The following is a 23,706-nucleotide window of genomic DNA, read 5'->3' on the forward strand; positions in this document are numbered from 1 at the left end:
GCCCCGCAGATGGGCATCACAACCGAGGGTCAGAACAGGCCAGGGATCACCTCCTGCTCCATCTCTGAGTAGGTGGCTTCGTTTCCTTCGAGGTAGTCGTTCCAGGCCCGCGCATCCCAGATCTCGGCGTGAGCGCCCACACCCGTGACGACGAGCTCGCGCTCGAGCCCGGCGTAGGCGCGCAGTGGCGGCGGGATGGTGATGCGGTTCTGGCTGTCGGGAGTCTCAGCGCTGGCGCCCGAGAGGAACATGCGCAGAAAGTCACGTGCCTGCTTGTTGGTCAGCGGCGCCTCGCGTATGCGGTCGTGGACTCGCTCGAACTCCTCAGCCGAGAAGACGTAGAGGCATCGCTCCTGCCCGCGCGTCACGACGATGCCGGCGCCGAGATCGTCACGGAACTTGGACGGCAAGATGACGCGTCCTTTGTCGTCCAGCTTCGGAGTGTGAGTCCCCAGCAGCATCCCGCGTCACCCCCCTTCGTCCGGCCCCTCCAGGTTGCTCGCCACTTTACTCCACTTCCCTCCACTTTGTCACCACATTCACGTCATAGTGCTCCCCCGGCGCGTCCAGGCGCGCCAAAGGAAGCGAAAGCTGACACCGGAAGGCGCTGTCGACCGGATGCCGAACCCGGCGGTTAACGACGAAACGCCGACCCGGAGGTCGGCGTTCGGTGGCCCGTCAGAGGGCGGTGGAGCGGTGTGGAGTCAAGCGGTGGAGCGCAGTGGAGGGCTCAGCCTCGATCGGTCAACGACCTTCCTGGCGGCGGTCCCAGCGCTCGTTCATACGGTCCATGAAGCTAGCGTTCGTGCGGGCCGTCGCTTGACGCTGATCAGCGCGCGGGGGTTCTGCGCTTGTGCGCTTGGCTGGCGTAACGGCGACGATCACTCCGGCGATCATCGCGAGGAACCCGAGAACACCCACGATGATCAGCTGCATTGCGACACCGACGATGAGGGCACCGATGCCCGCGAGCACGAGGATCGTGCCGTACACGACATTGCGATACGAGAGACCACCACCGCTGGACGCCGAAACGACATCGGCGTCATTGCGCATGAGATGGCGCTCCATCTCGTCGAGCAGACGCTGCTCCTGTTCGGAGAGTGGCATGAGATCCCCCTCGGGCTGGATCGGTGGCACGATTCTACGCGCGCCGTCGATTACTAGGCTAGGCCCGTGTCAGTAGGTAGTGATCCGGTCGCGGCAGTTTCTCAGCGAGTCGAGGACTTCTTGGCAGCACGGGAGGCCGAGGTCGAGCTCTTCGGCGATGAGGCGATCCTCCTCCACGGCGCCGCCGCCGAGTCCGTTCGCGGCGGAAAGCGGCTGCGCGCCCGCTTCTGCTTTGCCGGGTGGCGCGCTGTTCGCGAGCACTCCAGCGAAGCTGTAGCGCCGACCGAGGACGTGCTCGCGGTAGCGGCTGCACTGGAGGTCTTCCACGCCGCCGCCCTCGTGCACGACGACATCGTCGACAACTCCGACACGCGGCGCGGCCGTCCCTCCGCTCATCGCGCCCTCGAAGCCGCCCACCGCGCCCGCGGCTGGGTCGGCGACCCCGCACGCTTCGGCCGTTCGGGGGCCCTCCTCCTCGGCGATCTTCTGGTCGCGTGGAGCGATGATCTCCTCGAAGAGGGCCTCGCCGTGGCCACTCCGGCACACGCCGCTGCCGGTCGCCGCGAGTTCGCGCTGATGCGCAGCGAGGTGACGATCGGGCAGTTCCTCGATGTCGCCGAGGAATCGGCCTATGTGACAGAGGCTGACGACCGCCACGCCGAGCGCGCGCTGCGGATCGCATCCCTGAAGTCAGCGAGATACAGCATCCAGCAGCCGCTCGTCATCGGCGCGGCGATCGCGGGAGCGGACGCCGCACAGCAGGGGGCTCTGGTCGCGTTCGGGCACCCGGTCGGTATGGCCTTCCAGTTGCGCGATGACGTGCTGGGTGTCTTCGGCGACGCCGAAGCGACCGGCAAGCCGTCGGGCGACGATCTGCGCGAAGGCAAGCGCACGGTTCTCGTCGCGTACGCGCGGGAGGCGCTCCCCACGGGATCGCGCCGGCTGTTCGACGAGATGCTCGGCGATCCATCTCTCGAACCCGACCAGATCGCGGCGATGCAGCAGACGATCCGTGACACCGGCGCGCTGGAGCGGGTCGAAGACCTCATCCTCGACTACACCCGTACCGCCGAGCGTGCGCTGTCGGGCGCGCCGCTCGGCAACCGATCCGTGAGCGAACTGCGGGAGCTTGCTCGCGCAGCCACCGTGCGCACAACCTGAGCGCGCCGCCCGCCTGACTCCCGGGCGAGCATCTACTTCCTTAGGCGAGCGTCTGGGCCACCCGCCGGACCTCGCTCTTACGTCCCGCCCGGAGCGCCTCGATGGGCGCCACGCCGATCGTGTCATCGGGCGCGAGCATCCAGTCGATCGCTTCGTCGTCGGTGAACCCGGCGTCGTGAAGCACAATGATCGTGCCCCGCAACGACGGCAACGGGTGACCGTCCACGATGAAGACGGCGGGCACCGCGAAGGCGCCGTGGCGCTTGGAGCCGATCAGCTGTGACTCGTCCAGAAGTCGACGCACGCGGCCCAGCGGTTCGCCGAGAACCTCGACGAGTTCGGGCATCGTGAGCCAAGCGGTTTCGGTTGCAGGAGATGGGTTGGTCACGACAGCCATGATCTCACCACGGGCAGCGTCGCGACCGCGCTGCGACCAATCGACGCGCGATACTGCTCATCCGCTTCTGTGAGCCGCTCCCAGGTGGGGCCGCTCCTGCTCCGTAGACTCGGTGCGTGAGCACCAGCGCGCAAACCGATCCGTTGATCGGCCGTCTCGTCGACGGCCGATACCGGGTGCGCGCCCGGATCGCGCGGGGCGGCATGGCCACCGTCTACGTTGCGACGGACCTGCGCCTCGAGCGCCGTGTAGCGCTGAAGGTCATGCACGGCCACCTGAGCGATGACACTGTTTTTCAGAGCCGGTTCATCCAGGAAGCCCGTGCGGCAGCACGGCTCGCAGACCCCCACGTTGTGAACGTCTTCGATCAGGGCAGCGACGGCGAGATCGCGTATCTCGTGATGGAGTACCTCCCCGGCATCACGCTGCGCGAACTACTTCGCGAAGAGAAGCGACTGACGGTGCCGCAGACGATCTCGATCATGGATGCCGTACTCTCAGGTCTTGCCGCGGCCCATCGCGCCGGCATCATCCATCGCGACGTCAAGCCCGAGAACGTGCTGCTGGCAGAAGACGGCCGCATCAAGATCGGGGACTTCGGGCTGGCCCGGGCAACCAGCGCGAACACGGCGACCGGCGCACAGCTGATGGGGACGATCGCCTACCTTGCCCCCGAGTTGGTCACCCGGGGCACCGCGGATGCCCGCAGCGACATCTACAGCCTCGGGATCATGCTCTACGAAATGCTGACCGGTGAGCAACCGTATCGCGGTGAACAGCCGATGCAGATCGCGTTCCAGCACGCGACCGACTCGGTCCCCCGCCCGAGCGTCAAGAACCCCGGCGTTCCTGAGCAGCTCGATGAACTCGTGCTGTGGTCGACCGAGAAGAAGCCCGACGATCGACCCGCTGACGCGATGGAGATGCTGCAGCGGCTGCGGGAGATCGAGCGAAACCTCGGCATCTCACCGCAGGTCGTCACGGCGGCGACCTCCGGGATGATCGACCGCGAGGATCCAACCGAGCTGACGAAGGTTCTTCCCGCCACCACCGGCGCGACTGCTGTGCATTCCGAGGTCGACAATGCGGCGCGCCTGCGGCGCTCGGCGAACCGCCAGGGCGCGCGCACCGCCTGGATCGTCACTGTCGTGATCCTCCTCGCCGCCCTGGCCGCCGGAGTCGGGTGGTGGTTCGGCTCGGGCCCCGGCTCCCAGGTCTCCGTCCCTGCCGTCGCGGGACTGGACTACGAGGGCGCAGCTGCTGCCATCGAGGCCCAGAACCTCGTTCCGGAGCAGGCGGGTGAGAACAGTCTCGAGGTCGAACAGGGTGTCGTCATCCGTACCGATCCCCCGGCGGGCGACCGCGTCGACAAGGAGTCGACGGTTCGGATCTTCGTGTCGCTGGGCCCGGCTCAGCACGACATCCCCTCGGTGGCAGGGCAGTCAGCGGCCGATGCGCGCGCGACACTCACCGGTTATCAGCTCATCGTCACGGAACCCGACGCCGAGCTCTTCTCCGATGCCCCAGCCGGCACCGTCGTCGCGGTCTCTCTCACGCCGCGCCTGCAGAGCGATCCGGTGAACTGCACGGACGGGTGCACGGCGTTCGAGGGCGATACCGTCACGCTGACTGTCTCGCTCGGTCCCGTGCCCGACGTCCGGGGTATGTCGGTGGAAGCCGCTACCCAAACGCTCGAATCCGCGGGTCTGAGTGTGTCGGGCGAGAACATCGAGCAGTACGACAACGACGTCGCCGCCGGTGAGGTCATCGGCATCGCCGAGCGCCAGGATGGCGGACAATGGCGCCCGGGTGACACGGTGACCCTTGTCGTGTCCAAGGGTGTTCAGCCGGTAGAGGTGCCCGCGGTCATCGGTCTGTCGGTGCGCGACGCGGTCACCGTGCTCGAGGATGCCGGGTTCCAGGCCGAGACGGCGCTGCCGGAGGGCAGCCTCTGGGACGTGTTCCGCGTCAATGAGATCGACCCGAAGGCGGGAACCTTCCACGTGCCCGGCACCGTCATCACCATCACCGATATCGGGATCGGTGGCGGTAACGGCGGGGGCAATGGCGGCGGGAACGACTGACCCGCCCGGCGCTCAGCGCTTCTCGAGCTCCTCGGCGACGAGGAAGGCGAGCTCCAGCGACTGCATGTGGTTCAGTCGCGGGTCGCACAGCGACTCGTAGCGCGTTGCCAGACCCGCTTCGTCGATCATCTCGGATCCACCGAGGCACTCGGTGACGTCATCTCCAGTCAGTTCGACGTGGATGCCGCCCGGGTGCGTACCGACGGCCCGGTGGGCTTCGAAGAACCCGCGCACCTCGTCGACCACATCGTCGAAGCGACGGGTCTTGTAGCCCGTCTGCGACGTGATGCCGTTGCCATGCATAGGGTCGGTGACCCACAGCGGGGTCGCGCCCGAGTCCTTGATGGCTTCGAGCAGCGGAGGCAGCGCGTCGCGGATCTTGCCGGCGCCCATGCGGGTGATGAAGGTCAGACGGCCCGGCTCGCGCTCCGGATCCAACTTGTCGATGAGGGCCAGCGCGGTCTCGGGAGTCGTGGTCGGGCCGAGCTTGACCCCAATGGGGTTGCGGATGCGCGAGAAGTAGTCGACGTGCGCACCGTCGAGTTCGCGGGTGCGCTCCCCGATCCACAGGAAGTGGCTCGACGTGTTGTACGGCGTTCCGGTGCGGGAGTCGATCCGGGTCATCGGGCGCTCGTAGTCCATGAGCAGGCCCTCGTGCCCGGTGTAGAACTCGACGCGTCGCAGTTCGTCGAAGTCGGCGCCCGCGGCTTCCATGAACTTGATGGCGCGGTCGATCTCGGTCGCCAGGCGCTCGTAGCGCTGGTTCGCGGGGTTCTGCGCGAAGCCCTTGTTCCAGCTGTGCACCTCACGCAGGTCGGCGAACCCACCCTGCGTGAACGCACGGATGAGGTTCAGCGTCGATGCTGCAGTGTGGTACGCCTTCAGCATCCGTGCCGGGTCCGCTCGCCGCGAAGCTTCGGTGAAGTCGTAGCCGTTGACGATGTCGCCGCGGTACGCGGGAAGGGTGACGTCTCCGCGGGTTTCGGTGTCCGACGAGCGGGGCTTGGCGAACTGCCCGGCCATGCGTCCCATCTTGACGACAGGCATCGAGGCGCCGTAGGTCAAGACGACTGCCATCTGCAGCACGGTCTTGATGCGGTTGCGGATCTGCTCGGCAGTCGCACCCGCGAAGGTCTCGGCGCAGTCTCCGCCCTGCAGCAGGAACGCCTGCCCGGCGGCGGCGCGCCCGAGCTTCTCGCGAAGGATGTCGACCTCGCCGGCGAAGACGAGCGGCGGGAGTGTCGCGAGCTCAGCCGATATCTCGGCGGCGGCCTCCGGCGCATACCACGACGGCTGCTGCTTAATCGGGAGCGTGCGCCAGTGGTCGAGCGGGTCGGTCTTGAGGAGCATCCGCTCAGTCTATCGGGGCGGGAACTGCCTCAGAGCGCGGCGGGGCGGCCCGGTTCTTGACCGTCGACGCGTACACGTCGTCGTACTTCTGTTCCCCCAGCCGCTGCAACGCGACCATGATCTCGTCGGTGATGGAGCGGAGGATGTAGCGGTCCCCCTCCATCCCGTGGAAGCGGGAGAAATCGAGGGGTTCGCCGATGACGACGCCGACGCGCACGACGTTGGGGACCCGCTGCCCGATGGGCATCATGGTGTCGGTGTCGACCATGACGCACGGCACGACGGGGACGCGGGCTTCCAGGGCCATCCGGGCGATGCCGGTGCGCCCGCGGTAGAGCTGCCCGTCGGGACTGCGTGTGCCCTCCGGGTAGATGCCCAAGAGGTCGCCGCGACCCAGGACCTGGAGCCCGGTGTTGAGGGATGCCTCGGAGGCCTTGCCGCCGGAACGGTCGATGGGAAGCTGCCCGGTGGCCTTGAAGAACACGCGCGTCGCCCACCCCCGAATCCCCTTGCCGGTGAAGTAGTCGCTCTTGGCGAGAAACGTCACGGGGCGGTCGATCATGAGGGGAAGGAAGATCGAGTCCGCGAACGAGAGGTGGTTGCTCGCGAGGATCGCAGCGCCGGTCTTGGGGATGTTGCGCCGTCCCACGATCCAGGGGCGGAAGATCGCCTTCACGATGGGGCCGATGACCACGTACTTCATGAGCCAGTAGAACACCGCTCGCACGCTCCTTTCCCCGTCGCAGATGCCTCTGAAGTCTAGTCACGACGGACATCGCTCTCAGCCCGCTCGCCCTCCACTGCTGGCAACACGATCGGAGCTGGAACGTGGTGTCATCCCGACTGGGATCGAGTCTCATCCGGTAGGATTGGCCGTCAACCGATCCGCTTTTCACCGGTACCGAAGGAGTTGCCGTGGTCCAGTTCGAGACACCCGCGGTCGTGGCCCCCGATCCGCAGGCCAACATCACCGATCTGCTCGTGGAGCGGGTGAAGAAGACGCCGCAACTCGCGCTCTTCGCCGTGCCCGAGGGCACCGGCTGGCGAGACATCACCGCATCCGACTTCCTGAACCAGGTGGTGGCGCTGGCCAAGGGTCTCGTCGCAGCCGGCATCGAGCCGGGCGACAAGGTGGGTTTCATCGCGCGAACGACCTACGAGTGGACGCTCGTCGACTTCGCGATCTTCTTCGCCGGCGCCGTCATGGTCCCGATCTACGAGACCAGCTCCCCCACCCAGATCGCGTGGAACCTCTCCGATTCGGGAGCGGTGGCCTGCATCTGCGAGTCGGCCGATCATGAGGACCGGGTGCAGGAAGTGCTCGCCGAGCTCCCGAACGTCCGCTCGACGTGGGCGATGCACAAGGGCGACCTCGACGCGCTCGTCGAGAAGGGCGCCGCCGTCACGGATGACGAGATCGAACGGCGTCGCTCCCTCGCCGTGGGCGCCGACATCGCAACGCTCATCTACACGTCGGGGTCGACCGGTCGCCCGAAGGGCTGCGTCCTGACGCACAGCAACTTCGTCGAGCTCTCCCGCAATTCCGCGGAGGCACTGAACGAGGTCGTGGCCAAGCCGGGCGCATCGATGCTCCTGTTCATCACGACAGCCCACGTGTTCGCGCGGTTCATCTCGATCCTCAACGTCCACGCGGGCGTGAAGACCGGGCACCAGCCCGACACCAAGCAGCTTCTCCCCGCGCTCGGATCCTTCAAGCCGAGCTACCTCCTGGCCGTTCCCCGGGTGTTCGAGAAGGTCTACAACTCGGCGGAGCAGAAGGCGGAGGCCGGCGGAAAGGGCAAGATCTTCCGCGCGGCCGCGCACACCGCGATCGAGCACTCGAAGTACGTGCAGGAGGGACGCAAGGTCCCGTTCATGATGGGCGTGAAGTTCCGCCTGTTCGACAAGCTCGTGTATTCGAAGCTCCGCGAGGCGATGGGCGGGCGCGTCGAGTACGCCGTGTCGGGATCCGCGCCGCTGGGTGAGCGCCTCGGCCACTTCTTCCACGGCCTCGGCGTCGACATCCTCGAGGGGTACGGCCTGACCGAGACGACCGCGCCCGCGACCGTCAACCTCCCGGGCAAGTCCCGGATCGGGACTGTCGGCCCTGTGCTTCCCGGCGTCGGCGTACGCATCGCGGAGGATGGCGAGATCGAGGTTCGCGGCATCGTCGTCTTCAAGGAGTACTGGCGCAACCCCGAGGCGACAGCCGCCGCCTTCGATGGCGAGTGGTTCAAGACGGGGGACATCGGCGCCTTCGACAAGGACGGGTTCCTCCGGATCACCGGCCGGAAGAAGGAGATCATCGTCACAGCTGGCGGCAAGAACGTCGCACCCGCCGCGCTCGAAGACCCGATCCGCGCCAACCCCATCGTCGGACAGGTCGTTGTCGTCGGCGACCAGAAGCCGTTCATCTCGGCCCTGGTCACTCTGGACCCCGAGATGCTGCCGACGTGGCTGGCCAACAACGGTCTGCCCGGTGACATGTCCCTCGACGATGCCGCATCCCACGACGCAGTCCGCGCCGAAGTGCAGAAGGCCATCGACGGGGCCAACGCGTCCGTCTCTCGCGCCGAGTCGATCCGCAAGTTCGTGATCCTGCCGACCGAATGGACTGAGGCGAGCGGCCACCTCACCCCCAAGATGAGCATCAAGCGCAACGTGATCATGGCCGACTTCAGCGACCAGATCGAAGAGCTCTACTCGGTACCGGTCTCGACGTCGAACCTGTCGCTGTCGTAACCGACGCCGCCTGAGCGGATCAGAACCAGTCGGACTCGCGGACCTCGCGCATCGCTTGCTTGCGACGCGCGGGGTCCAGCCGGTCCAGGTAAAGAGTCCCGTCGAGGTGATCGGTCTCGTGCTGAAGCGCCTGCGCCATGAGCCCTTCCCCCTCAAGCACGACGGGGTTGCCGTCGAGATCGATGCCGTGCACAACAGCGTGGGGATAGCGCAGGGTGTCATGCCACAGGCCCGGCACCGACAGGCATCCTTCACCCACGAGCTCGGGCTCCCCCGACACCGAGACGAGCACGGGGTTGAGGACATACCCGATCTCGCCGTCCACGTTGTAGCTGAACGCGCGAACGCCGACCCCGATCTGGGGGGCTGCCACTCCCGCGCGCCCCGGCAGGGCGACGGTGTCGAGCAGGTCGGCGACCAGGGCCTTCGTGCCCTCGTCGATCTGCTCGATCGGAGCGCTCGGGGACTTCAGGACAGGGTCACCGAACACACGGATGGGACGAACTGCCATTCGAGCCTCAGACCGTCGCCGGAACGCGCAGCGACTCGACGACCGCTGCTGCCAGCTGGCGGGCAGCTTCCCGGGTCGCGGGGTGGATCTCGTGGAAGCCGATCGCCGCACCCGAGGCGATGTGGGAGTCGTACGGCATCCGAATGACCGAGCGGACGCGCGTGCGGAAGTGAGCCTCGACCTCGTCTGCGCGAACCAACGGTGAGCCAGGACGCGTCGTGTTGAGAACGACGACGGCGTTTCGAACCCGATCGCCGTATCCGTTGGTCTCGAGCCACGTCAAGGTCTCGGATGCCAGGCGTGCTTCGTCGATGCTGAGGCCTGCGACCACGACCAGTGAGTCGGCACGTTCCAGGGTTGCCGACATCACGGAGTGCACGATGCCGGTTCCCGTGTCGGTGAGGACCACCGAGTAGTAGTGCGCCGCGACCTCGGCAGCGGCGCGGTAGTCATCATCGCCGAAGGCCTCGGAGACACGCGGGTCGGCATCCGAGGCGAGCACATCAAGTCGCGTCTCGTCGCGGGCGACGATCGTCGAGAGGTCGTTGTAGCCGACGACCTCGTCTTTGATCCGCACGAGATCGCGGATCGTCTTGCCGCTGGTGCGGGCGATCCGCTCGGCGAGCGTGCCACGGTCGGGGTTCGCGTCGACAGCGACGACGCGGTCATCGCGGGCGTCGGCCAGCGCCATCCCGAGCAGCGTCGTGACGGTGGTCTTGCCGACACCGCCCTTGCGGCTGAGAACCGGCACGAAGCGTGCTCCCCCGGGAAGCGGCGCCGCAATGCGCCGGCTCAGCTCCTTGCGCTCACGCGCCTTCTTGCTGTCGCCGAGGTTGATCAGAGTGCCGGATGCCCGGTACAGCGCACTTTGCCAGAAACCCTCGGGCTCCACCTTCGCGACGTGATGCGGATCGAGCAGGCGGTCGGCGGTGAGCACGTCGGCACCCTCCCGGCTGACCTCGAGCTCACCCAGTCGCTTCGAGGCGAGCGTCACATCGAAGGCCACCGGTGAGGGCTCGACGGCACGGACCGGCTGCGCCACGGGAACAGCGACGCGCTCGGCGGGCGCTGTGGGCTCGTCTTCGCGGTCTGCCACGGCATCCTCCCGGGCCTCTTCCACGGCATCCTCGATGTCAGCGTCGTGGGTGTCGGTGTCGTTTGCATGCGTGTCGTATGCGTGCGTGTCGTTTGCGTGCGTGTCGTAGACGTGGGTCGCGTGCTCTGCGTCCACCGGGGTCTCGTCGACGTCATCGATGATCTCGGCTTCTGCCGTGTCGGTGTGCAGGGGCATGCCGTAGTCGGCCGCGATGTGCGCCGGACCGGAAGTTTCGTCGAAGTCCTCGTCGATCGAGTCGTCGTCATCGGCGGGCACCGGAAGGGTCACGTCGACCTGCGCCGTCGACCCGCCGAGGAAGATCCCAGAGGTGTCCACGCGCTCCTCGTCGAGGATGCCGTGCTCTTCGGTCTCCGCTCGTTCCGGGTCCGATCGATCTGCCACGTGCTCTCCCTGCCGTCGTTGTGGCGCGATGCGCCGCCCCTCAGGCTATCCGGCGGGTCGCACGACGAGCAAAAGATCTCCGGCGTCGACCTGCTGCGGGGACCCGATCACGAGCCGTTCGACGACACCGTCGACCGGCGACGTGATGGCGGCTTCCATCTTCATCGCCTCGATCGAGGCAACCGGCTGACCCGCGGAAACCCGATCGCCTTCGGCGGTCTTCAGTGTGACGACGCCCGCGAACGGTGCAGCCACCTGGCCGGGCTTCGAGGTGTCGGCCTTCTCGGCCTGGCGCACCTCGACAGAGATGCTGCGGTCTCTCACGAAGACGGGGCGCAGCTGACCGTTGAGCGTGGTCATGACGGTCCGCATGCCCTTCTCATCGGCTTCGCCGATCGCTTCGAGCCCGACGAACAGCTGTACACCGCGCTCGATCTCGACGACGTGTTCGGCGCCGTGTTCGAGTCCATAGAGATAGTCGACGGTGTCGAGCACGCTGACATCGCCGAACGTGTCCCGGACACGCTCGAACTCTTTGGTCGGCGCCGGGAACAGCAGCCGGTTGAGGGTCGCGCGACGCTCGACGGACGACCCGGCGAGCTTCTCGGCATCCTCTGCCTGCAACGGTGCCGAGCCGACGTGATGCTCGCGCCCCTGCAGGACCTTCGAGCGGAAGGGTTCGGGCCAGCCACCGGGCAGATCGCCGAGTTCCCCGGCCATGAAGCCGACTACCGAGTCCGGGATGTCGTAGCGCTCGGGGTTTGCCGCGAAGTCGGCGGGGTCGGCCTTCACCGCAGCCAGGTGCAGCGCCAGGTCTCCCACGACCTTCGAGGACGGGGTGACCTTGGGGACGCGCCCGAGGATGTCGTTGGCCGCCGCATACAGGTCCTCGATGAGCTCGAAGTCCTCGGCAAGTCCCAGGGCGATCGCCTGCTGGCGAAGGTTCGACAGCTGGCCGCCCGGGATCTCATGCCGGTAGACCCGGCCGGTGGGGCCGGGAAGACCGGACTCGAAGGGGCGGTACAGGTGACGCACAGCCTCCCAGTACGGTTCCAGATCGGATGCCGCTGCCAGGTCGATTCCGGTGTCCCGGTCGGTGTTGGCAAGGGCCGCCACGAGCGCCGAAAGCGAGGGCTGACTCGTCGTGCCGGCCATCGGTGCGGCAGCGACATCGACGGCGTCAGCACCGGCCGCGGATGCCGCCAGCAGCGTCGCCAGCTGCCCACCAGCGGTGTCGTGGGTGTGGACGTGCACGGGCAGGTCGAAGCGGTCGCGCAGCGCCGCGACGAGCCGGGATGCCGCTGCGGGCCGCAACAGACCTGCCATGTCCTTGATGGCGAGGATGTGCGCGCCGGAGGCGACGATCTGATCGGCGAGTCGCAGGTAGTAGTCGAGGGTGTAGAGGTCCTCGCCGGGGCTGAGCAGGTCGCCGGTGTAGCACATGGCGACCTCCGCGACGGCGGTGCCGGTGGCCAGCACGCTGTCGATCGCAGGACGCATCTGGGAGACGTCGTTGAGCGCGTCGAAGATGCGGAAGATGTCGACGCCGCTAGCTGCGGCCTCGGCGACGAAGGCATCGGTGACCTCCGTCGGGTACGGGGTGTATCCCACCGTGTTGCGCCCGCGCAGCAGCATCTGGATCGCGACGTTCGGCAGGGCTTCCCGAAGGCGGTCCAGCCGCTCCCACGGGTCTTCACCGAGGAAGCGCAGCGCCACGTCGTAGGTGGCCCCGCCCCACGCTTCGACCGAGAGCAGCTCGGGCGTAAGCCGAGCGACGTAGGGCGCTACAGCGACCAGATCCTTCGTGCGCACGCGCGTGGCAAGCAACGACTGGTGCGCATCGCGGAAGGTCGTCTCGGTGACGGCGAGCGGAGTCTGTTCGCGCAGCGCGCGGGCGAATCCTTCCGGGCCAAGCTGGAGCAGACGCTGGCGCGAGCCCGCGGGCGGCTCCTGGGTCAGATCGGCGGCGGGAAGCTTGAGAGCGGGGGTGACCGTCAGCGGGTTGTCGCCGTTGGGGCGGTTGACGGTGACGTCGACCAACCAGTTCAGCATCTTCGAGCCGCGGTCCTTGGACTCCCGCCCGCGCAGCAGCTCGGGCCGCTCGTCGATGAACGCCGTCGACAGGTCGCCGACGAGGAAAGCCGGGTCTTCGAGCACAGCCTGCAGGAATGGGATGTTGGTCGAGACCCCGCGGATGCGGAACTCGGCAAGCGCACGCCTGGCCCGCAGCACGGCGGCGCCGAAGTCGCGCCCGCGGCAGGTGAGTTTTGCGAGCATCGAGTCGAAGTGCGGGCTGATCTGGGATCCTGCCGCGGTCGTGCCCCCATCGAGCCGGATGCCGGCACCGCCCGGCGACCGGTAGGTCGTGATCTTGCCGGTGTCGGGACGGAACCCCTGAGTGGGATCTTCGGTCGTGATGCGGCACTGCAGTGCGGCACCTCGAAGTCGGATGTTCTCCTGCTGAAGTCCCAGCTCCTCGAGGCTCGCACCCGCGGCGATCAGCATCTGCGACTGGACGAGGTCGACATCCGTGACCTCTTCGGTGACGGTGTGCTCGACCTGGATGCGGGGGTTCATCTCGATGAACACGACCTCGCCGGTGCGGGGGCCCGCGGTTTCGAGGAGGAATTCGACGGTGCCCGCGTTCTCGTAGCCGATCGACTCGGCAAATGCCACGGCGTAGCGGTGCAGGTCATCGCGAACCGTCGGGTCGAGGTTCGGCGCCGGCGCGATCTCGATCACCTTCTGGTGGCGACGCTGCACCGAGCAGTCACGCTCGAACAGGTGAACGGTGTGGCCGGCGCTGTCGGCGAGGATCTGCACCTCGACGTGCCGCGGGCGCTGCACTGCCTGCTCGAGGAACACTCGCGGGTCACCGAACGCGCTGCCCGCCTCGCGCATCGCCTCGGCAAGAGCCGGCGGCAGCTCATCCGCGGTCTCGACCCGGCGCATGCCGCGCCCGCCACCGCCGGCGACCGCCTTGACGAAGATGGGGAAGCCGATCTCGGCAGACTGCGCCACGAGCGCGTCGACATCGTCCGAAGCATCCGTCGACCGCAGCACCGGCACCCCGGCACCCACGGCGTGCTGCTTGGCCGTGACCTTGTTGCCAGCCATCTCGAGGACCGCGGCGGGGGGCCCGATGAAGGTGATGCCGGCTGCTGCAGCTTTCTCGGCCAGTTCCGGGTTCTCGGAGAGGAAGCCGTAGCCCGGGTAGATGGCGTCGGCGCCGCTCTCTCGGGCGACGCGGATGATCTCGTCGACATCCAGGTAGGCGCGCACCGGATGCCCCGGCTCGCCGATCTGGTAGGCCTCGTCGGCCTTCAGCCGGTGCAACGAGTAGCGATCCTCGTAGGGATAGACAGCCACGGTGCGGGCCCCGAGTTCGAAGGCCGCTCGGAAGGCTCGGATCGCAATCTCGCCGCGGTTTGCTACCAGGATCTTGCGGAACATCACACCTCGCTGTTGGTGACGGGGCCTGCCTGAGTGTGCACCCAGCCTAGGGGACGGTAACGTAGAGCCTCGTGCACGTACTGTCGGTGAGCTCGCTCAAGGGTGGTGTCGGCAAGACCACTGTCACGCTGGGGCTTGCCTCCGCCGCCTTCGCCCGAGGTGTCCGCACCCTCGTGGTCGATCTCGACCCTCAGTCGGATGTCTCCACCGGCATGGACATCCAGGTGGCCGGCAAGCTCAACGTCGCCGACGTCCTGGCCAACCCGAAAGAGAAGGTCGTGCGCCAGGCGATCACCGCCAGCGGCTGGGCGAAGGTCCACCCCGGCACGATCGACGTCATGATCGGGTCGCCCTCGGCGATCAACTTCGATGGCCCGCATCCGAGCGTCCGCGACGTGTGGAAGCTCGAGGAGGCACTGGCGACCATCGAGGCCGACTACGACCTGGTCCTCATCGACTGTGCTCCCTCCCTCAACGCACTGACGCGAACGGCGTGGGCAGCGAGCGACCGCGTGATCGTCATCACCGAGCCGGGCCTGTTCTCGGTTGCGGCAGCTGACCGGGCCCTGCGTGCGATCGAAGAGATCCGTCGCGGCCTCTCCCCCCGTCTTCAACCGCTGGGCATCGTGGTCAACCGGGTGCGCCCCCAGTCGATCGAGCACCAGTTCCGCATCAAGGAACTGCGCGAGATGTTCGGCCCGCTGGTGCTCTCGCCTCAGCTGCCCGAGCGCACATCGCTGCAGCAGGCTCAGGGTGCGGCAAAGCCGCTCCACATTTGGCCCGGCGACTCGGCTCAGGAGCTGGCAGCAGACTTCGATGCGATCCTGGACCGCGTTATGCGCACGGGGCGTATCCCCTCCCCCGACGCCGCGGCATCCTGATCACGCCGCCGCCCTGATGAGGCGCCGTCCCGCGCCCGCGGAACCCACCCTCGCCGAGACTGCACCGTGCCCGCCAGAGTGCGTCAGAAACGCGCAGCCTCGCGGGCAGACTGCAGTCTCGCGGATCGCAGAGCGGATGCAGAAGTCGGGGAGCCGGCGTTGTGCGGCTCAGGCTGAGCGCGCGGCGCGCCGCGCGGCGAGTTCGTCGACGGCATCCGGTGCCTGCGGGTCGAACTCGACGAGCGTCGACTCGACCTCACGCCACACCTTGCCGACCGCGATGCCGAACACGCCCTGCCCGCGGCTGACGAGGTCGATGACCTCATCGTTCGAGGTGCACAGGTAGACCGAGGCGCCATCGCTCATGAGGGTGGTGCCGGCAAGATCACGGATGCCGGCGGCACGCAGCTGCTCGACGGCGGTGCGGATCTGCTGGAGTGAGATGCCCGTGTCGAGCAGCCGCTTCACGAGCTTGAGCACGAGGATGTCGCGGAAACCGTAGAGACGCTGCGACCCGGAGCCTGAGGCCCCGCGCACGGTCGGCTCGACGAGTTCGGTGCGAGCCCAGTAGTCCAACTGACGATACGTGATGCCGGCAGCTCGCGCAGCGACTGCTCCGCGGTAGCCGACCTCGTCGTCGAGGGCCGGAAGGCCGTCGGTGAACAAGAGGTCTGCCGTCAGGCTGGGCGTCGACTCCGCCTCGCGTGCCGTCATGGCGACCTCCCCAGTTCGATCGGACATGTCAACGCTAGATCAGCCGAGAGGCTCGGGCAACGACATCCGGCCGTTGCGTCTCGGCGTGTCGCACTATGAGAGGAATCGTTCGAGGGCCGAGCGCAAGAAGATCGAGCGCACTTCCTCCAGGCGACGCGCCAATTCGGGCGCGAGTTCCTCGGCTCTGCCTCGGGATGTTGCATCGGTGCGGCGGGACAGCGGCGCGACGGCGGATTCGACGAGGGCGGCGTCACGCTCGGCACTCTGACGCAGCGTCCTGATGTGACGGGGCTCGATACCGTGGCGATCGAGGGCCACCAGGCACCGCAGCAGCGCCACGGTCTGCTCCGTGTAGCTTTCGGCGGCGGCGATCACCCCGGTGCTGATCGCGTCGTTGAGCAGCTGCGGTGCAGCCCCGGCAGCAGCGAGCAACTCGTCACGCCGATAGCGCCGCGGCGCCGCGACGATCGAGGTCGGCGGCGCGGGGATCGGGGTGACCGGGTCGCGCCCGGCATCCACATCATCGAGGTACCCCCGGATGACATGGAGGGGCAGATAGTGATCGCGCTGCAGCGTGAGCGCAAGCCGTAGCCGCTCGACATCCGCGGGTGCGAACTTGCGGTATCCCGACTCGGTCCTGGTCGGAGTGACGATGCCCTGTACTTCGAGGAAGCGCAGTTTGCTCGAACTGAGCCCGGGAAACTCGGGAGAGAGCCGCGCGAGGACTTGGCCGATGCTCAGAAGCCCCGCAGACGAGGCGCGATCACGGGCGGGAACGCCCGCCATCACTGGTCCGCCGCGGGCTCGAGGTCAGCCGGCGAGACGAAGAAGTTCAACCGGAACTTGCCGACGCGCGCCTCTGAGCCGTTCGTCAGGACGGCCCGGTCCACGCGCTCGCCGTTCACGTACGTGCCGTTGAGCGAGCGCTGATCGACCAGCTCGAACGTCGTACCGGAGCGGGTGATCTCGGCGTGACGGCGAGAGACCGTCACATCATCGAAGAAGATGTCTGCCTCGGGGTGGCGGCCGACCGTCGTCACGTCGGCATCCAATAGGTAGCGGGCGCCCGCGGTGGGGCCCGACCGGACGATCATGAGTGCCGACCCCGACGGCAACGCCTCGATCGCCTCGAGCTCGACCTCGGTCAGTTCGGCGCCGAATGGCACGAATGACAAGTCGGAATCGTGTCCGAATGAAGCCGTCGTATCCGTGCCTCGACCACCGGGAGCAGCGGCTCCGGGGTCGCCGGAGGCGCGACGGATTTCGTCGGGTTCAGCGGGCGCATTGTGTTCCACGGGAGGCCTCCTCAGGCTCCCCAGGATAGTCGGATTTGGCAGGCGGATGTCGAGTGGGTCGTCGCTGTTCTCAACCCGGCTGCTGGCGCCGGCGGATTGTCTCCGAGGGATAGGCTGGGACCATGCCTCACTACGACGTCGTCATCCTTGGTGCCGGCCCCGGCGGCTATGTCGCGGCCGTTCGCAGCGCTCAGCTGGGCCTGTCTACAGCGGTCATCGAAGAGAAGTACTGGGGTGGGGTGTGCCTGAACGTGGGATGCATCCCCTCGAAGGCGCTGCTGCGCAACGCCGACCTCGCTCACACGTTCCACGCGAAGGCCGATCTGTTCGGCATTTCGGGCGATGTGCACTTCGACTTCGGTGTCGCCTGGGACCGCAGCCGTGAGGTGGCGGCCGGCCACGTCAAGGGCATCCACTACCTGATGAAGAAGAACAAGATCACGGAGTACGACGGCCGTGGCTCGTTCGTCGACGACCACACGATCGAGGTCAAGACCGCTGAGGGTGGCACCGAGACCGTCACCTTCGACAACGCGATCATCGCGACTGGTTCGACGGTGCGTCTGCTCCCCGGCGTGAGCCTGAGCGAGAACGTCGTCACGTACGAAGAGCAGATCCTCACCCGTGAGCTGCCGAAGTCCATCGTGATCGTCGGCGCCGGAGCCATCGGCATGGAGTTCGCGTACGTGCTGTCGAACTACGGCGTGAAGGTCACGATCATCGAGTTCCTCGACCGTGCACTTCCCAACGAGGACGCCGAGGTTTCGAAAGAGATCGCGCGCCAGTACAAGAAGTACGGCATCGAGATCCTTACCTCGACCAAGGTTGAGAGCGTCACCGACCACGGCGACCGCGTCACGGTTGCCTACACCGGCAACAACGACGGCGCCCAGGGCTCGATCGACGCCGACAAGGTGCTCATGTCGATCGGGTTCGCGCCGCGCGTCGAGGGCTTCGGGCTCGACAAGACCGGTGTGAAGCTCACCGACCGCGGCGCCATCGACATCGATGACCACATGCGCACGAACGTGCCGCACATCTACGCGATCGGTGACGTGACCGCCAAGCTGCAGCTTGCCCACGTCGCCGAGGCGCAGGGCGTTGTCGCCGCCGAGACGATCGGCAAGGCCGAGACCATGACGCTCGGCGACTACCGCATGATGCCGCGTGCGACGTTCTGCTCGCCGCAGGTCGCCAGCTTCGGCCTGACCGAGGCGCAGGCCCGGGATGCCGGCTACGACGTCAAGGTCGCGAAGTTCCCCTTCAGCGCCAACGGCAAGGCGAACGGCCTGGGCGAAGCCGTCGGTTTCGTGAAGGTCATCGCCGACGGCGAGCACCTCGAACTGCTCGGTGCCCACATGATCGGCCCGGACGTCTCGGAGCTACTGCCCGAGCTCACCCTGGCTCAGAAGTGGGACCTCACCGCCCTCGAGGCGGCGCGCAACGTCCACACCCACCCGACGCTGTCGGAAGCCGTGCAGGAGGCCTTCCACGGCCTTGCCGGCCACATGATCAACATCTGACCAGCGGGTCAGGCCTCACACGCCCAGGGCGCGTGCGAGCTTCGAGTCACTCGAGGCCTCGCGCGCGCCCTTGGCGTATGCGGCGACGGTCACCGCGTCGAAGAACGCGGCACAGGCATCCGCATCCTCTGGAGCTGCCGGCCCGAGTTCGATCTCCCACTCGCGCCACGCCTGCTCCATCCCCCGCTGCTCGTCGCGCGTGCGCACGCGGTCATCGACCATCTCGGCGAGGATGCCGCCCTCGGCATCCCGGAGCGCGTACGCGGTGCGCGTGTTGCGGATGCGGGCGATCACGACCAGCGGGTCCGTCGTCAGATCCCCGATATGCGCGGCGATCTCGGGCGGGACGCCGGTCACGGATGCCGTGTCGCCACCGATGTCGAGCGGCCAGCCGGTCTCCATCCGGCCGGAGCCCTGGCGGGGCCCTTTCAGATGCCAGCCCGCATCGGGCCCACCTTCTCGGCGCCGAAGCGCGTAGCCGGCTCTGCCGAGGACGTACTCTGCGGTGTCGTAGTAGACGGCGTCGAGTTCACGCACTTCCGGCTCGGCGACAGTGACGACCAGTGGAACCTGGGTCCAATCGGGGACCTCGGTTTCTGGGTCCACGTCGAAGGTGATTTCAACCTCGAGGGACTGCGAGGGCTCCATCGATGGCGTGGTCGGCTCAGTCGTCGGACGGGGCGATCTCGTCGGTGGACTCGACGAAGTAGAACTCACCCTCGGTCGGTCCGTCGTGATCGCCCGTGTGCTCGAGGGCACCACGTCGTTCGTAGATGACCTGGCCTTCGCCGTAGGGAACGATCATCGTGTCTGCATCCGGGGCTTCCAGGGGCAGGACTTGCCCGTCGAGCGGGCCTCCGTGGAGTCGTGCAATGGCCATCCCCCGAGCATAAGCCCCGATCTCGTCCCCTTCGGCGATCGCGGCGGCGCGTGCTTCAAGGAGCTCGGCTGTCGCATCGCGCGCGGATGCCTGTGCCCGGCGCAGTCGGCGCTGGGCGAAGGTCATCGGAGGGGCCGAGGAGACCACACCGTGCGCCTCCTCGGAGGCGACCACGATGTAGGTGCAGGAGATGAGGATGACCTGCGCCGAGAAGTTGATCCACAGCAGCAACGCGATGAGGGTGGCGAAAGTACCGAGGAGCGGGTTGGCCTCGGCGCCCCGCACGAACAGTCCCGACAACTGCTGCAGCACCGTCAAGCCCACTGCGCCCAGGAGCGCGCCGCCCCACAGCGCCCGCGCGGGAGGACGGATCCCGCCGAGCACCAGGAAGATCGCCGCGATGAGCGCGGCATCCAGCACGAATACCGTGACGATACCGACCGTGCGGGTCAGCACCTCCGCGATCACCGTGTCGCCGTCGATGCCTATCCAGTCCAGGGCGAGAGAGACACCGGCGGTTCCGAAGTAGGTGATGGCGGCGGTCGCGACGATCGCTATCGCGACTCCGACGGCCATCGCGAAGTTTCGGAGGATCACCCACAGGAAGAACCCGTCGTCCATGACGGTGCCACCGATCAGGTGGAGCGCTGAGCGAAGCGTTCCGACGGCACCGATGGCAGCGAACAGAAGTCCGATGACCGCAGCGATCGCCGCGATCGACAGACCCGACTGGAACTGATCAAGGCCCGATCGCAGGTCTTCTTCCCGGATGACCGCGTTCTCGCCCCCGATCAGCCCGGGAATCACGGAGTTCACGGCACTGACGAGCGCGTTCCACGCTTCGGGGTTGCCCGCGAGCCAGAGTGCTGCGGCCGAGAACCCGAGCAGGACCGCCGCAAAGACCGAGAACAGCGCACGGTAGGTGACGCTGTCGGCAAGGACCGGTCCGCGCTTCTCGGTGTAGAGCAGCAACGCGCGAACGATGCGCAGCGAGAGCGCCCATCTGATCACGACGGCAACGAAGGTCTTCAGGGCGGCCGGCATGGTTCCAGGCTAACCGGGAAGCTCTGCGGGGGGCCGAGACGCTCAGGGCCTTGACACGGTCAGCACGATCGCGACCCATGCGCCGGCCAGCATCCATGGACCGAACGGGATCGCGCTGCGGCGGTCGGCGCGGCGAACGAGCAGCATCCCGGCGGCGAAGACACCGCCGAGCACGAATCCGGCCAGTGTCCCCACGAGCACGCTCCCCCATCCCAGCCACCCGAGGTGCAGTCCGATGACCGCTGCGAGCTTGACGTCGCCGCCGCCGACACCGCCGGCCGACAGCATCCGCAACACGAGGTACGCGGCGAAAAGAACCAGCGCCGCCAGCAGAGCCCGGATCAGCGCATCCATTCGACTGCCGGTCAGTGCTGCCGCAACCAGGAGCACGACACCCGTGACGCCGACCGTCGCGACGAGGCGGTTGGGAAGGCGGTGAGTGCGGATGTCGATGATTGCGAGGATCGCTCCGATGACCGCGAAAGCGACGAAGGCTGCGACCGTGAGGGCGGTCGAGATCGTCGGCATGGCGACTGAGCCTAGGTGACGGCAACCCCTCGGTCCTCGCCATCCTGGCCTTCCTGTGGATAGCTGTCGTTCCGGCGTCGCCAGGGAGCACCGGCGGGCCAGCTGGCGGCGAAGGTCGGAACGACCCGCCCGACCCGGCGCGCGAGGCCCCGCACCGAGGTCAGGGGTCGGGCGGAGACCGGCATCGTGAGCGACCGATCCCAGCGCACCCCGTCGCTCTCGCGCAGGTGGATCGTGAGATCGAGGTCGTCGTGGATGCGGGGGTTCTCGCGGTGCACCACGGTGCGAGCCCGCTCCCAGATGGCACCCCGCATCGCGAAGTTCGACCCGAACACCAGCGGGATGCCGAGCCACAGGTTCACCCAGACCCTCCCCCCACCGATGTACCAGTGCTCGCCGAGATAGCTGATGACTCTGCCGGCGCCGTAGAACTCGGCGCCGCCGGTGAGCACCCCGAGCGCGGCGTCGCTGTTGAAGGCTGACTCAATGCGCGCCAGCCAATCCGGATGGGGCCGGGAATCGGCATCCAGTCTTGCAATGATGTCGCTGGTGGGTAGCGCAGCGTCGTATCCGCGTGCGGCGGCGGGCCAGATCCCCACGAGCGGCTCGTCGATCAGCTCGACACCGGCCTCGCGCGCGACTGCCGCCGACTCGTCGGTGCTGCCGTTGTCGACCACGATGATGCGGTCAGCGGGACGCTCTTGCTTCTGCAGGGCGAGCAGGCATTTGCGCAGGAACTCGGCGTCGTTGCGACACGGGATGACGACCGAGATGCGCAGCGCCGATGTCACCCCCTCACCCTATCGGCGCGGTTCGCGGATGCCGGGAGCGCCGCATCCGGGAACCGCCCGTGGCACGTGCGGGCTTACCGTGGAGCCACGGACGAGGGAGTCGGATGAAAACACACGAGGTCGCGAACCAGGCGCCCGCACGCACGGGGCTGGATGAGTACGAGGCGAACATCGCCCTGCGCGAGGGCGTCGAGACCTACAGCGGGCCAGGTGCCGCGGCGCGGCTGCACCACATCGGGCATCGCGTCGGCTCTTCCGCCTTCCAACGCGATGCGGTGCGCGCCAACCGGGTCGAGCCTGTGCTGCAGACGCACGACCGCTATGGCCGCCAGCTCGATGAGGTCGAGTACGACCCGGCCTACCACCGCATCATCGGCGCGGCATTGGCCGACGGCGCCCACACCGGGGCGTTCCGAGAGCCCGGGCCCGGGGCATCCGTCGTGCGCGCCACCGCGTTCATGCTCTATGCGCAGGTAGAACCCGGCCACGCGTGTCCCGTCTCGATGACCCACGCGGCGGTTCCGGTGATCGCCCAGCACGACGAGCTCGCCCGGGAGTGGATGCCGCGGCTGCTGAGCAACGACTACGAACCGGATCTCGCGCCGGGAAAGCGCAGCGCCCTTTTCGGGATGGCGATGACCGAGAAGCAGGGCGGCTCCGACGTGCGCGCGGGAACGACGGTCGCCAGGCCGATCGGCGGTGACGAGTACGAACTCACCGGGCACAAGTGGTTCTGTTCCGCCCCGATGTCTGACGCCTTCCTCGTGCTCGCGCAGGCGCCCGGAGGCCTGTCGTGCTTCCTTCTCCCCCGGCTGCTGCCCGACGGCTCGCACAATGAGATCCGCATCCGTCGCCTGAAAGACAAGGTGGGCAACCGCGCCAACGCCTCGAGCGAGGTCGAGTACGAGGGCGCCCGCGCACACCTGGTCGGCGAGGAAGGCCGCGGCGTGCGCACGATCATCGAGATGGTGACGCGCACGCGACTGGACTCGGTGCTGGGGTCGACTGCCGGGATGCGGCAGGCAACCGCCGAAGCCGCCTGGCACGTTCGACACCGCGCCGCGTTCGGAGCACGCCTGATCGACCAGCCGCTCATGACGCAGGTGATCGCGGATCTGCAGCTCGAAACCGAGGCTGCTACCGCGACCTCCCTACGGCTGGCCCGTGCCTACGACGAGGACACGACGGCCGAGGAGGTGGCCTTCCGCCGCCTGGCCACCGCGGTGGCGAAGTACTGGATCTGCAAGCGGGGTCCCGGGCACGCGTACGAAGCCATGGAGTGCCTGGGTGGCAACGGGTACACCGAGGCGTTCCCCCTCGGGATGCGGTATCGCGAACAGCCCGTCATGGCGATCTGGGAGGGGTCGGGCAACGTCATCGCGCTGGATGTGCTGCGAGCGCTCTCGCGCGACCCGCAGAGCTTCGAGGCCTTTGACGCCGAGCTCGCGCGGTCAGCGGGGGCGGACAGGCGCCTGGACGCGCATGTGCGAAGAACCCGCGAACTCATCGGCGAGCTCAGTCGCGACGACGCCCGCGACGCCCGCGCCCGAGAGCTGGTCACGGCGCTCGCACTCGCTGTGCAGGGATCGCTGCTGGTGCGCGCAGCGCCCCCGTCGGTAGCCGACGCCTTCATCGGATCACGGTTGGGCGGCGATGGTCACCTCTACGGCGTCCTGCCGCTGGGCACGGATGCGGCATCCATCGCGGCTCGCGCCTGAGGTGGGCTGACCCCGTTTGGTAGGTC

21 protein-coding genes are annotated in these 23,706 nt (G+C 67.5%); 6 read left to right on the forward strand and 15 right to left on the reverse strand.

Features of this window, described 5'->3' with window-relative positions; genetic code table 11:
- Positions 1-29: 29 nt before the first annotated feature.
- Both mraZ and B4F19_RS08625 read right to left on the reverse strand, forming a co-directional pair.
- Positions 30-461 carry a division/cell wall cluster transcriptional repressor MraZ gene (gene mraZ / locus B4F19_RS08620; protein ID WP_228178581.1) on the reverse strand — a complete coding sequence of 144 codons (432 nt, stop codon included), beginning with the start codon at positions 459-461 and terminating at the stop codon, positions 30-32.
- A gap of 283 nt (positions 462-744) precedes the next feature.
- Entirely contained in the window at positions 745-1,110 is a 366-nt protein-coding gene (locus B4F19_RS08625) for a DUF3040 domain-containing protein (RefSeq protein WP_228178580.1), read from the reverse strand.
- A 66-nt stretch (positions 1,111-1,176) separates the two neighbouring features.
- Here B4F19_RS08625 and B4F19_RS08630 point away from each other — a divergent pair, with 66 nt between their 5' ends.
- Positions 1,177-2,271, forward strand: a complete 1,095-nt coding sequence (locus B4F19_RS08630) for a polyprenyl synthetase family protein (protein WP_228178579.1) — start codon at positions 1,177-1,179, stop codon at positions 2,269-2,271.
- Between the two features lie 40 nt (positions 2,272-2,311).
- On the opposite strand, the gene B4F19_RS08635 is transcribed toward B4F19_RS08630, so the two are convergent.
- On the reverse strand, positions 2,312-2,668 hold the full coding sequence (locus B4F19_RS08635) for an Rv2175c family DNA-binding protein (RefSeq protein ID WP_228178578.1): 357 nt from the start codon (positions 2,666-2,668) through the stop codon (positions 2,312-2,314).
- Positions 2,669-2,784: 116 nt separating this feature from the next.
- Here B4F19_RS08635 and pknB point away from each other — a divergent pair, with 116 nt between their 5' ends.
- Entirely contained in the window at positions 2,785-4,752 is a 1,968-nt protein-coding gene (gene pknB, locus B4F19_RS08640) for a Stk1 family PASTA domain-containing Ser/Thr kinase (protein WP_292734167.1), read from the forward strand.
- A gap of 12 nt (positions 4,753-4,764) precedes the next feature.
- Here the strand turns inward: pknB and B4F19_RS08645 are convergent, their stop codons facing one another.
- A complete protein-coding gene (locus tag B4F19_RS08645) occupies positions 4,765-6,102 on the reverse strand; it encodes a class II 3-deoxy-7-phosphoheptulonate synthase (protein ID WP_292727503.1) in 1,338 nt (445 codons plus the stop codon).
- A gap of 4 nt (positions 6,103-6,106) precedes the next feature.
- Positions 6,107-6,820: a lysophospholipid acyltransferase family protein gene (locus B4F19_RS08650; RefSeq protein ID WP_228178678.1), complete on the reverse strand. Its 714-nt coding sequence runs from the start codon at positions 6,818-6,820 to the stop codon at positions 6,107-6,109.
- Between the two features lie 197 nt (positions 6,821-7,017).
- Here B4F19_RS08650 and B4F19_RS08655 point away from each other — a divergent pair, with 197 nt between their 5' ends.
- Positions 7,018-8,844, forward strand: a complete 1,827-nt coding sequence (locus B4F19_RS08655) for an AMP-dependent synthetase/ligase (RefSeq protein WP_292734170.1) — start codon at positions 7,018-7,020, stop codon at positions 8,842-8,844.
- 19 nt (positions 8,845-8,863) lie between these two features.
- On the opposite strand, the gene B4F19_RS08660 is transcribed toward B4F19_RS08655, so the two are convergent.
- The 3 genes from B4F19_RS08660 to B4F19_RS08670 are packed head-to-tail and all read right to left on the reverse strand — an operon-like array spanning position 8,864 to position 14,306.
- Positions 8,864-9,355: a peptide deformylase gene (locus B4F19_RS08660; RefSeq protein ID WP_228178574.1), complete on the reverse strand. Its 492-nt coding sequence runs from the start codon at positions 9,353-9,355 to the stop codon at positions 8,864-8,866.
- A gap of 7 nt (positions 9,356-9,362) precedes the next feature.
- Positions 9,363-10,853, reverse strand: coding sequence for a MinD/ParA family ATP-binding protein (locus tag B4F19_RS08665; protein ID WP_228178573.1), 1,491 nt, complete (start codon positions 10,851-10,853; stop codon positions 9,363-9,365).
- A 45-nt stretch (positions 10,854-10,898) separates the two neighbouring features.
- Complete coding sequence (locus B4F19_RS08670; RefSeq protein WP_292734175.1) at positions 10,899-14,306, reverse strand: pyruvate carboxylase; 3,408 nt, start codon at positions 14,304-14,306, stop codon at positions 10,899-10,901.
- 71 nt (positions 14,307-14,377) lie between these two features.
- Between B4F19_RS08670 and B4F19_RS08675 the strand changes: the two genes are divergently transcribed.
- Complete coding sequence (locus tag B4F19_RS08675; RefSeq protein WP_228178571.1) at positions 14,378-15,187, forward strand: ParA family protein; 810 nt, start codon at positions 14,378-14,380, stop codon at positions 15,185-15,187.
- A 168-nt stretch (positions 15,188-15,355) separates the two neighbouring features.
- Here B4F19_RS08675 and B4F19_RS08680 read toward each other — a convergent pair whose 3' ends face one another.
- The 3 genes from B4F19_RS08680 to B4F19_RS08690 all read right to left on the reverse strand — a co-directional run bounded on the left by B4F19_RS08680 (position 15,356) and on the right by B4F19_RS08690 (position 17,196).
- Positions 15,356-15,901 (reverse strand): MerR family transcriptional regulator, encoded by a 546-nt coding sequence (locus tag B4F19_RS08680; protein WP_228178570.1) that lies wholly within the window; start codon positions 15,899-15,901, stop codon positions 15,356-15,358.
- Between the two features lie 93 nt (positions 15,902-15,994).
- Positions 15,995-16,687 (reverse strand): MerR family transcriptional regulator, encoded by a 693-nt coding sequence (locus B4F19_RS08685; protein WP_228178569.1) that lies wholly within the window; start codon positions 16,685-16,687, stop codon positions 15,995-15,997.
- Positions 16,687-17,196: an FHA domain-containing protein gene (locus B4F19_RS08690; protein WP_374198023.1), complete on the reverse strand. Its 510-nt coding sequence runs from the start codon at positions 17,194-17,196 to the stop codon at positions 16,687-16,689. Before B4F19_RS08690 ends, B4F19_RS08685 begins: the two co-directional genes overlap by 1 nt.
- A 122-nt stretch (positions 17,197-17,318) precedes the next feature.
- On the opposite strand from B4F19_RS08690, the gene lpdA reads away from it, so the two are divergent.
- Entirely contained in the window at positions 17,319-18,719 is a 1,401-nt protein-coding gene (gene lpdA / locus B4F19_RS08695; protein WP_228178568.1) for a dihydrolipoyl dehydrogenase, read from the forward strand.
- Between the two features lie 15 nt (positions 18,720-18,734).
- Here lpdA and B4F19_RS08700 read toward each other — a convergent pair whose 3' ends face one another.
- Genes B4F19_RS08700 through B4F19_RS08715 form a run of 4 tightly spaced genes read right to left on the reverse strand, consistent with a single transcriptional unit; the run spans position 18,735 to position 21,962 of the window.
- Complete coding sequence (locus B4F19_RS08700; protein WP_228178567.1) at positions 18,735-19,367, reverse strand: CYTH domain-containing protein; 633 nt, start codon at positions 19,365-19,367, stop codon at positions 18,735-18,737.
- Between the two features lie 16 nt (positions 19,368-19,383).
- Positions 19,384-20,643: a YihY/virulence factor BrkB family protein gene (locus tag B4F19_RS08705; protein WP_228178566.1), complete on the reverse strand. Its 1,260-nt coding sequence runs from the start codon at positions 20,641-20,643 to the stop codon at positions 19,384-19,386.
- A gap of 42 nt (positions 20,644-20,685) precedes the next feature.
- Positions 20,686-21,171 (reverse strand): prepilin peptidase, encoded by a 486-nt coding sequence (locus tag B4F19_RS08710; RefSeq protein WP_292734179.1) that lies wholly within the window; start codon positions 21,169-21,171, stop codon positions 20,686-20,688.
- A gap of 11 nt (positions 21,172-21,182) precedes the next feature.
- The gene (locus tag B4F19_RS08715) at positions 21,183-21,962 is read right to left on the reverse strand and encodes a glycosyltransferase family A protein (RefSeq protein WP_292734181.1); all 780 of its coding nucleotides are present in this window, start codon (positions 21,960-21,962) and stop codon (positions 21,183-21,185) included.
- Positions 21,963-22,066: 104 nt separating this feature from the next.
- Between B4F19_RS08715 and B4F19_RS08720 the strand changes: the two genes are divergently transcribed.
- Positions 22,067-23,680 (forward strand): acyl-CoA dehydrogenase family protein, encoded by a 1,614-nt coding sequence (locus B4F19_RS08720; protein ID WP_292728900.1) that lies wholly within the window; start codon positions 22,067-22,069, stop codon positions 23,678-23,680.
- The last annotated feature ends 26 nt before the right edge of the window (positions 23,681-23,706 follow it).

It is taken from the genome of Microbacterium sp. UBA1097 (genome assembly GCF_002313585.1).
GTDB lineage: Bacteria > Actinomycetota > Actinomycetes > Actinomycetales > Microbacteriaceae > Microbacterium.

Bases quoted from the DNA above. Each gene is read 5' to 3' on its own strand.
- mraZ (WP_228178581.1), bottom strand. From the start codon at position 461: ATGCTGCTGGGGACTCACACTCCGAAGCTGGACGACAAAGGACGCGTC.
- B4F19_RS08625 (WP_228178580.1), bottom strand. From the start codon at position 1,110: ATGCCACTCTCCGAACAGGAGCAGCGTCTGCTCGACGAGATGGAGCGC.
- B4F19_RS08635 (WP_228178578.1), bottom strand. From the start codon at position 2,668: ATGGCTGTCGTGACCAACCCATCTCCTGCAACCGAAACCGCTTGGCTC.
- B4F19_RS08645 (WP_292727503.1), bottom strand. From the start codon at position 6,102: ATGCTCCTCAAGACCGACCCGCTCGACCACTGGCGCACGCTCCCGATT.
- B4F19_RS08660 (WP_228178574.1), bottom strand. From the start codon at position 9,355: ATGGCAGTTCGTCCCATCCGTGTGTTCGGTGACCCTGTCCTGAAGTCC.
- B4F19_RS08670 (WP_292734175.1), bottom strand. From the start codon at position 14,306: ATGTTCCGCAAGATCCTGGTAGCAAACCGCGGCGAGATTGCGATCCGA.
- B4F19_RS08680 (WP_228178570.1), bottom strand. From the start codon at position 15,901: ATGACGGCACGCGAGGCGGAGTCGACGCCCAGCCTGACGGCAGACCTC.
- B4F19_RS08685 (WP_228178569.1), bottom strand. From the start codon at position 16,687: ATGGCGGGCGTTCCCGCCCGTGATCGCGCCTCGTCTGCGGGGCTTCTG.
- lpdA (WP_228178568.1), top strand. From the start codon at position 17,319: ATGCCTCACTACGACGTCGTCATCCTTGGTGCCGGCCCCGGCGGCTAT.
- B4F19_RS08700 (WP_228178567.1), bottom strand. From the start codon at position 19,367: ATGGAGCCCTCGCAGTCCCTCGAGGTTGAAATCACCTTCGACGTGGAC.
- B4F19_RS08705 (WP_228178566.1), bottom strand. From the start codon at position 20,643: ATGCCGGCCGCCCTGAAGACCTTCGTTGCCGTCGTGATCAGATGGGCG.
- B4F19_RS08710 (WP_292734179.1), bottom strand. From the start codon at position 21,171: ATGCCGACGATCTCGACCGCCCTCACGGTCGCAGCCTTCGTCGCTTTC.
- B4F19_RS08720 (WP_292728900.1), top strand. From the start codon at position 22,067: ATGAAAACACACGAGGTCGCGAACCAGGCGCCCGCACGCACGGGGCTG.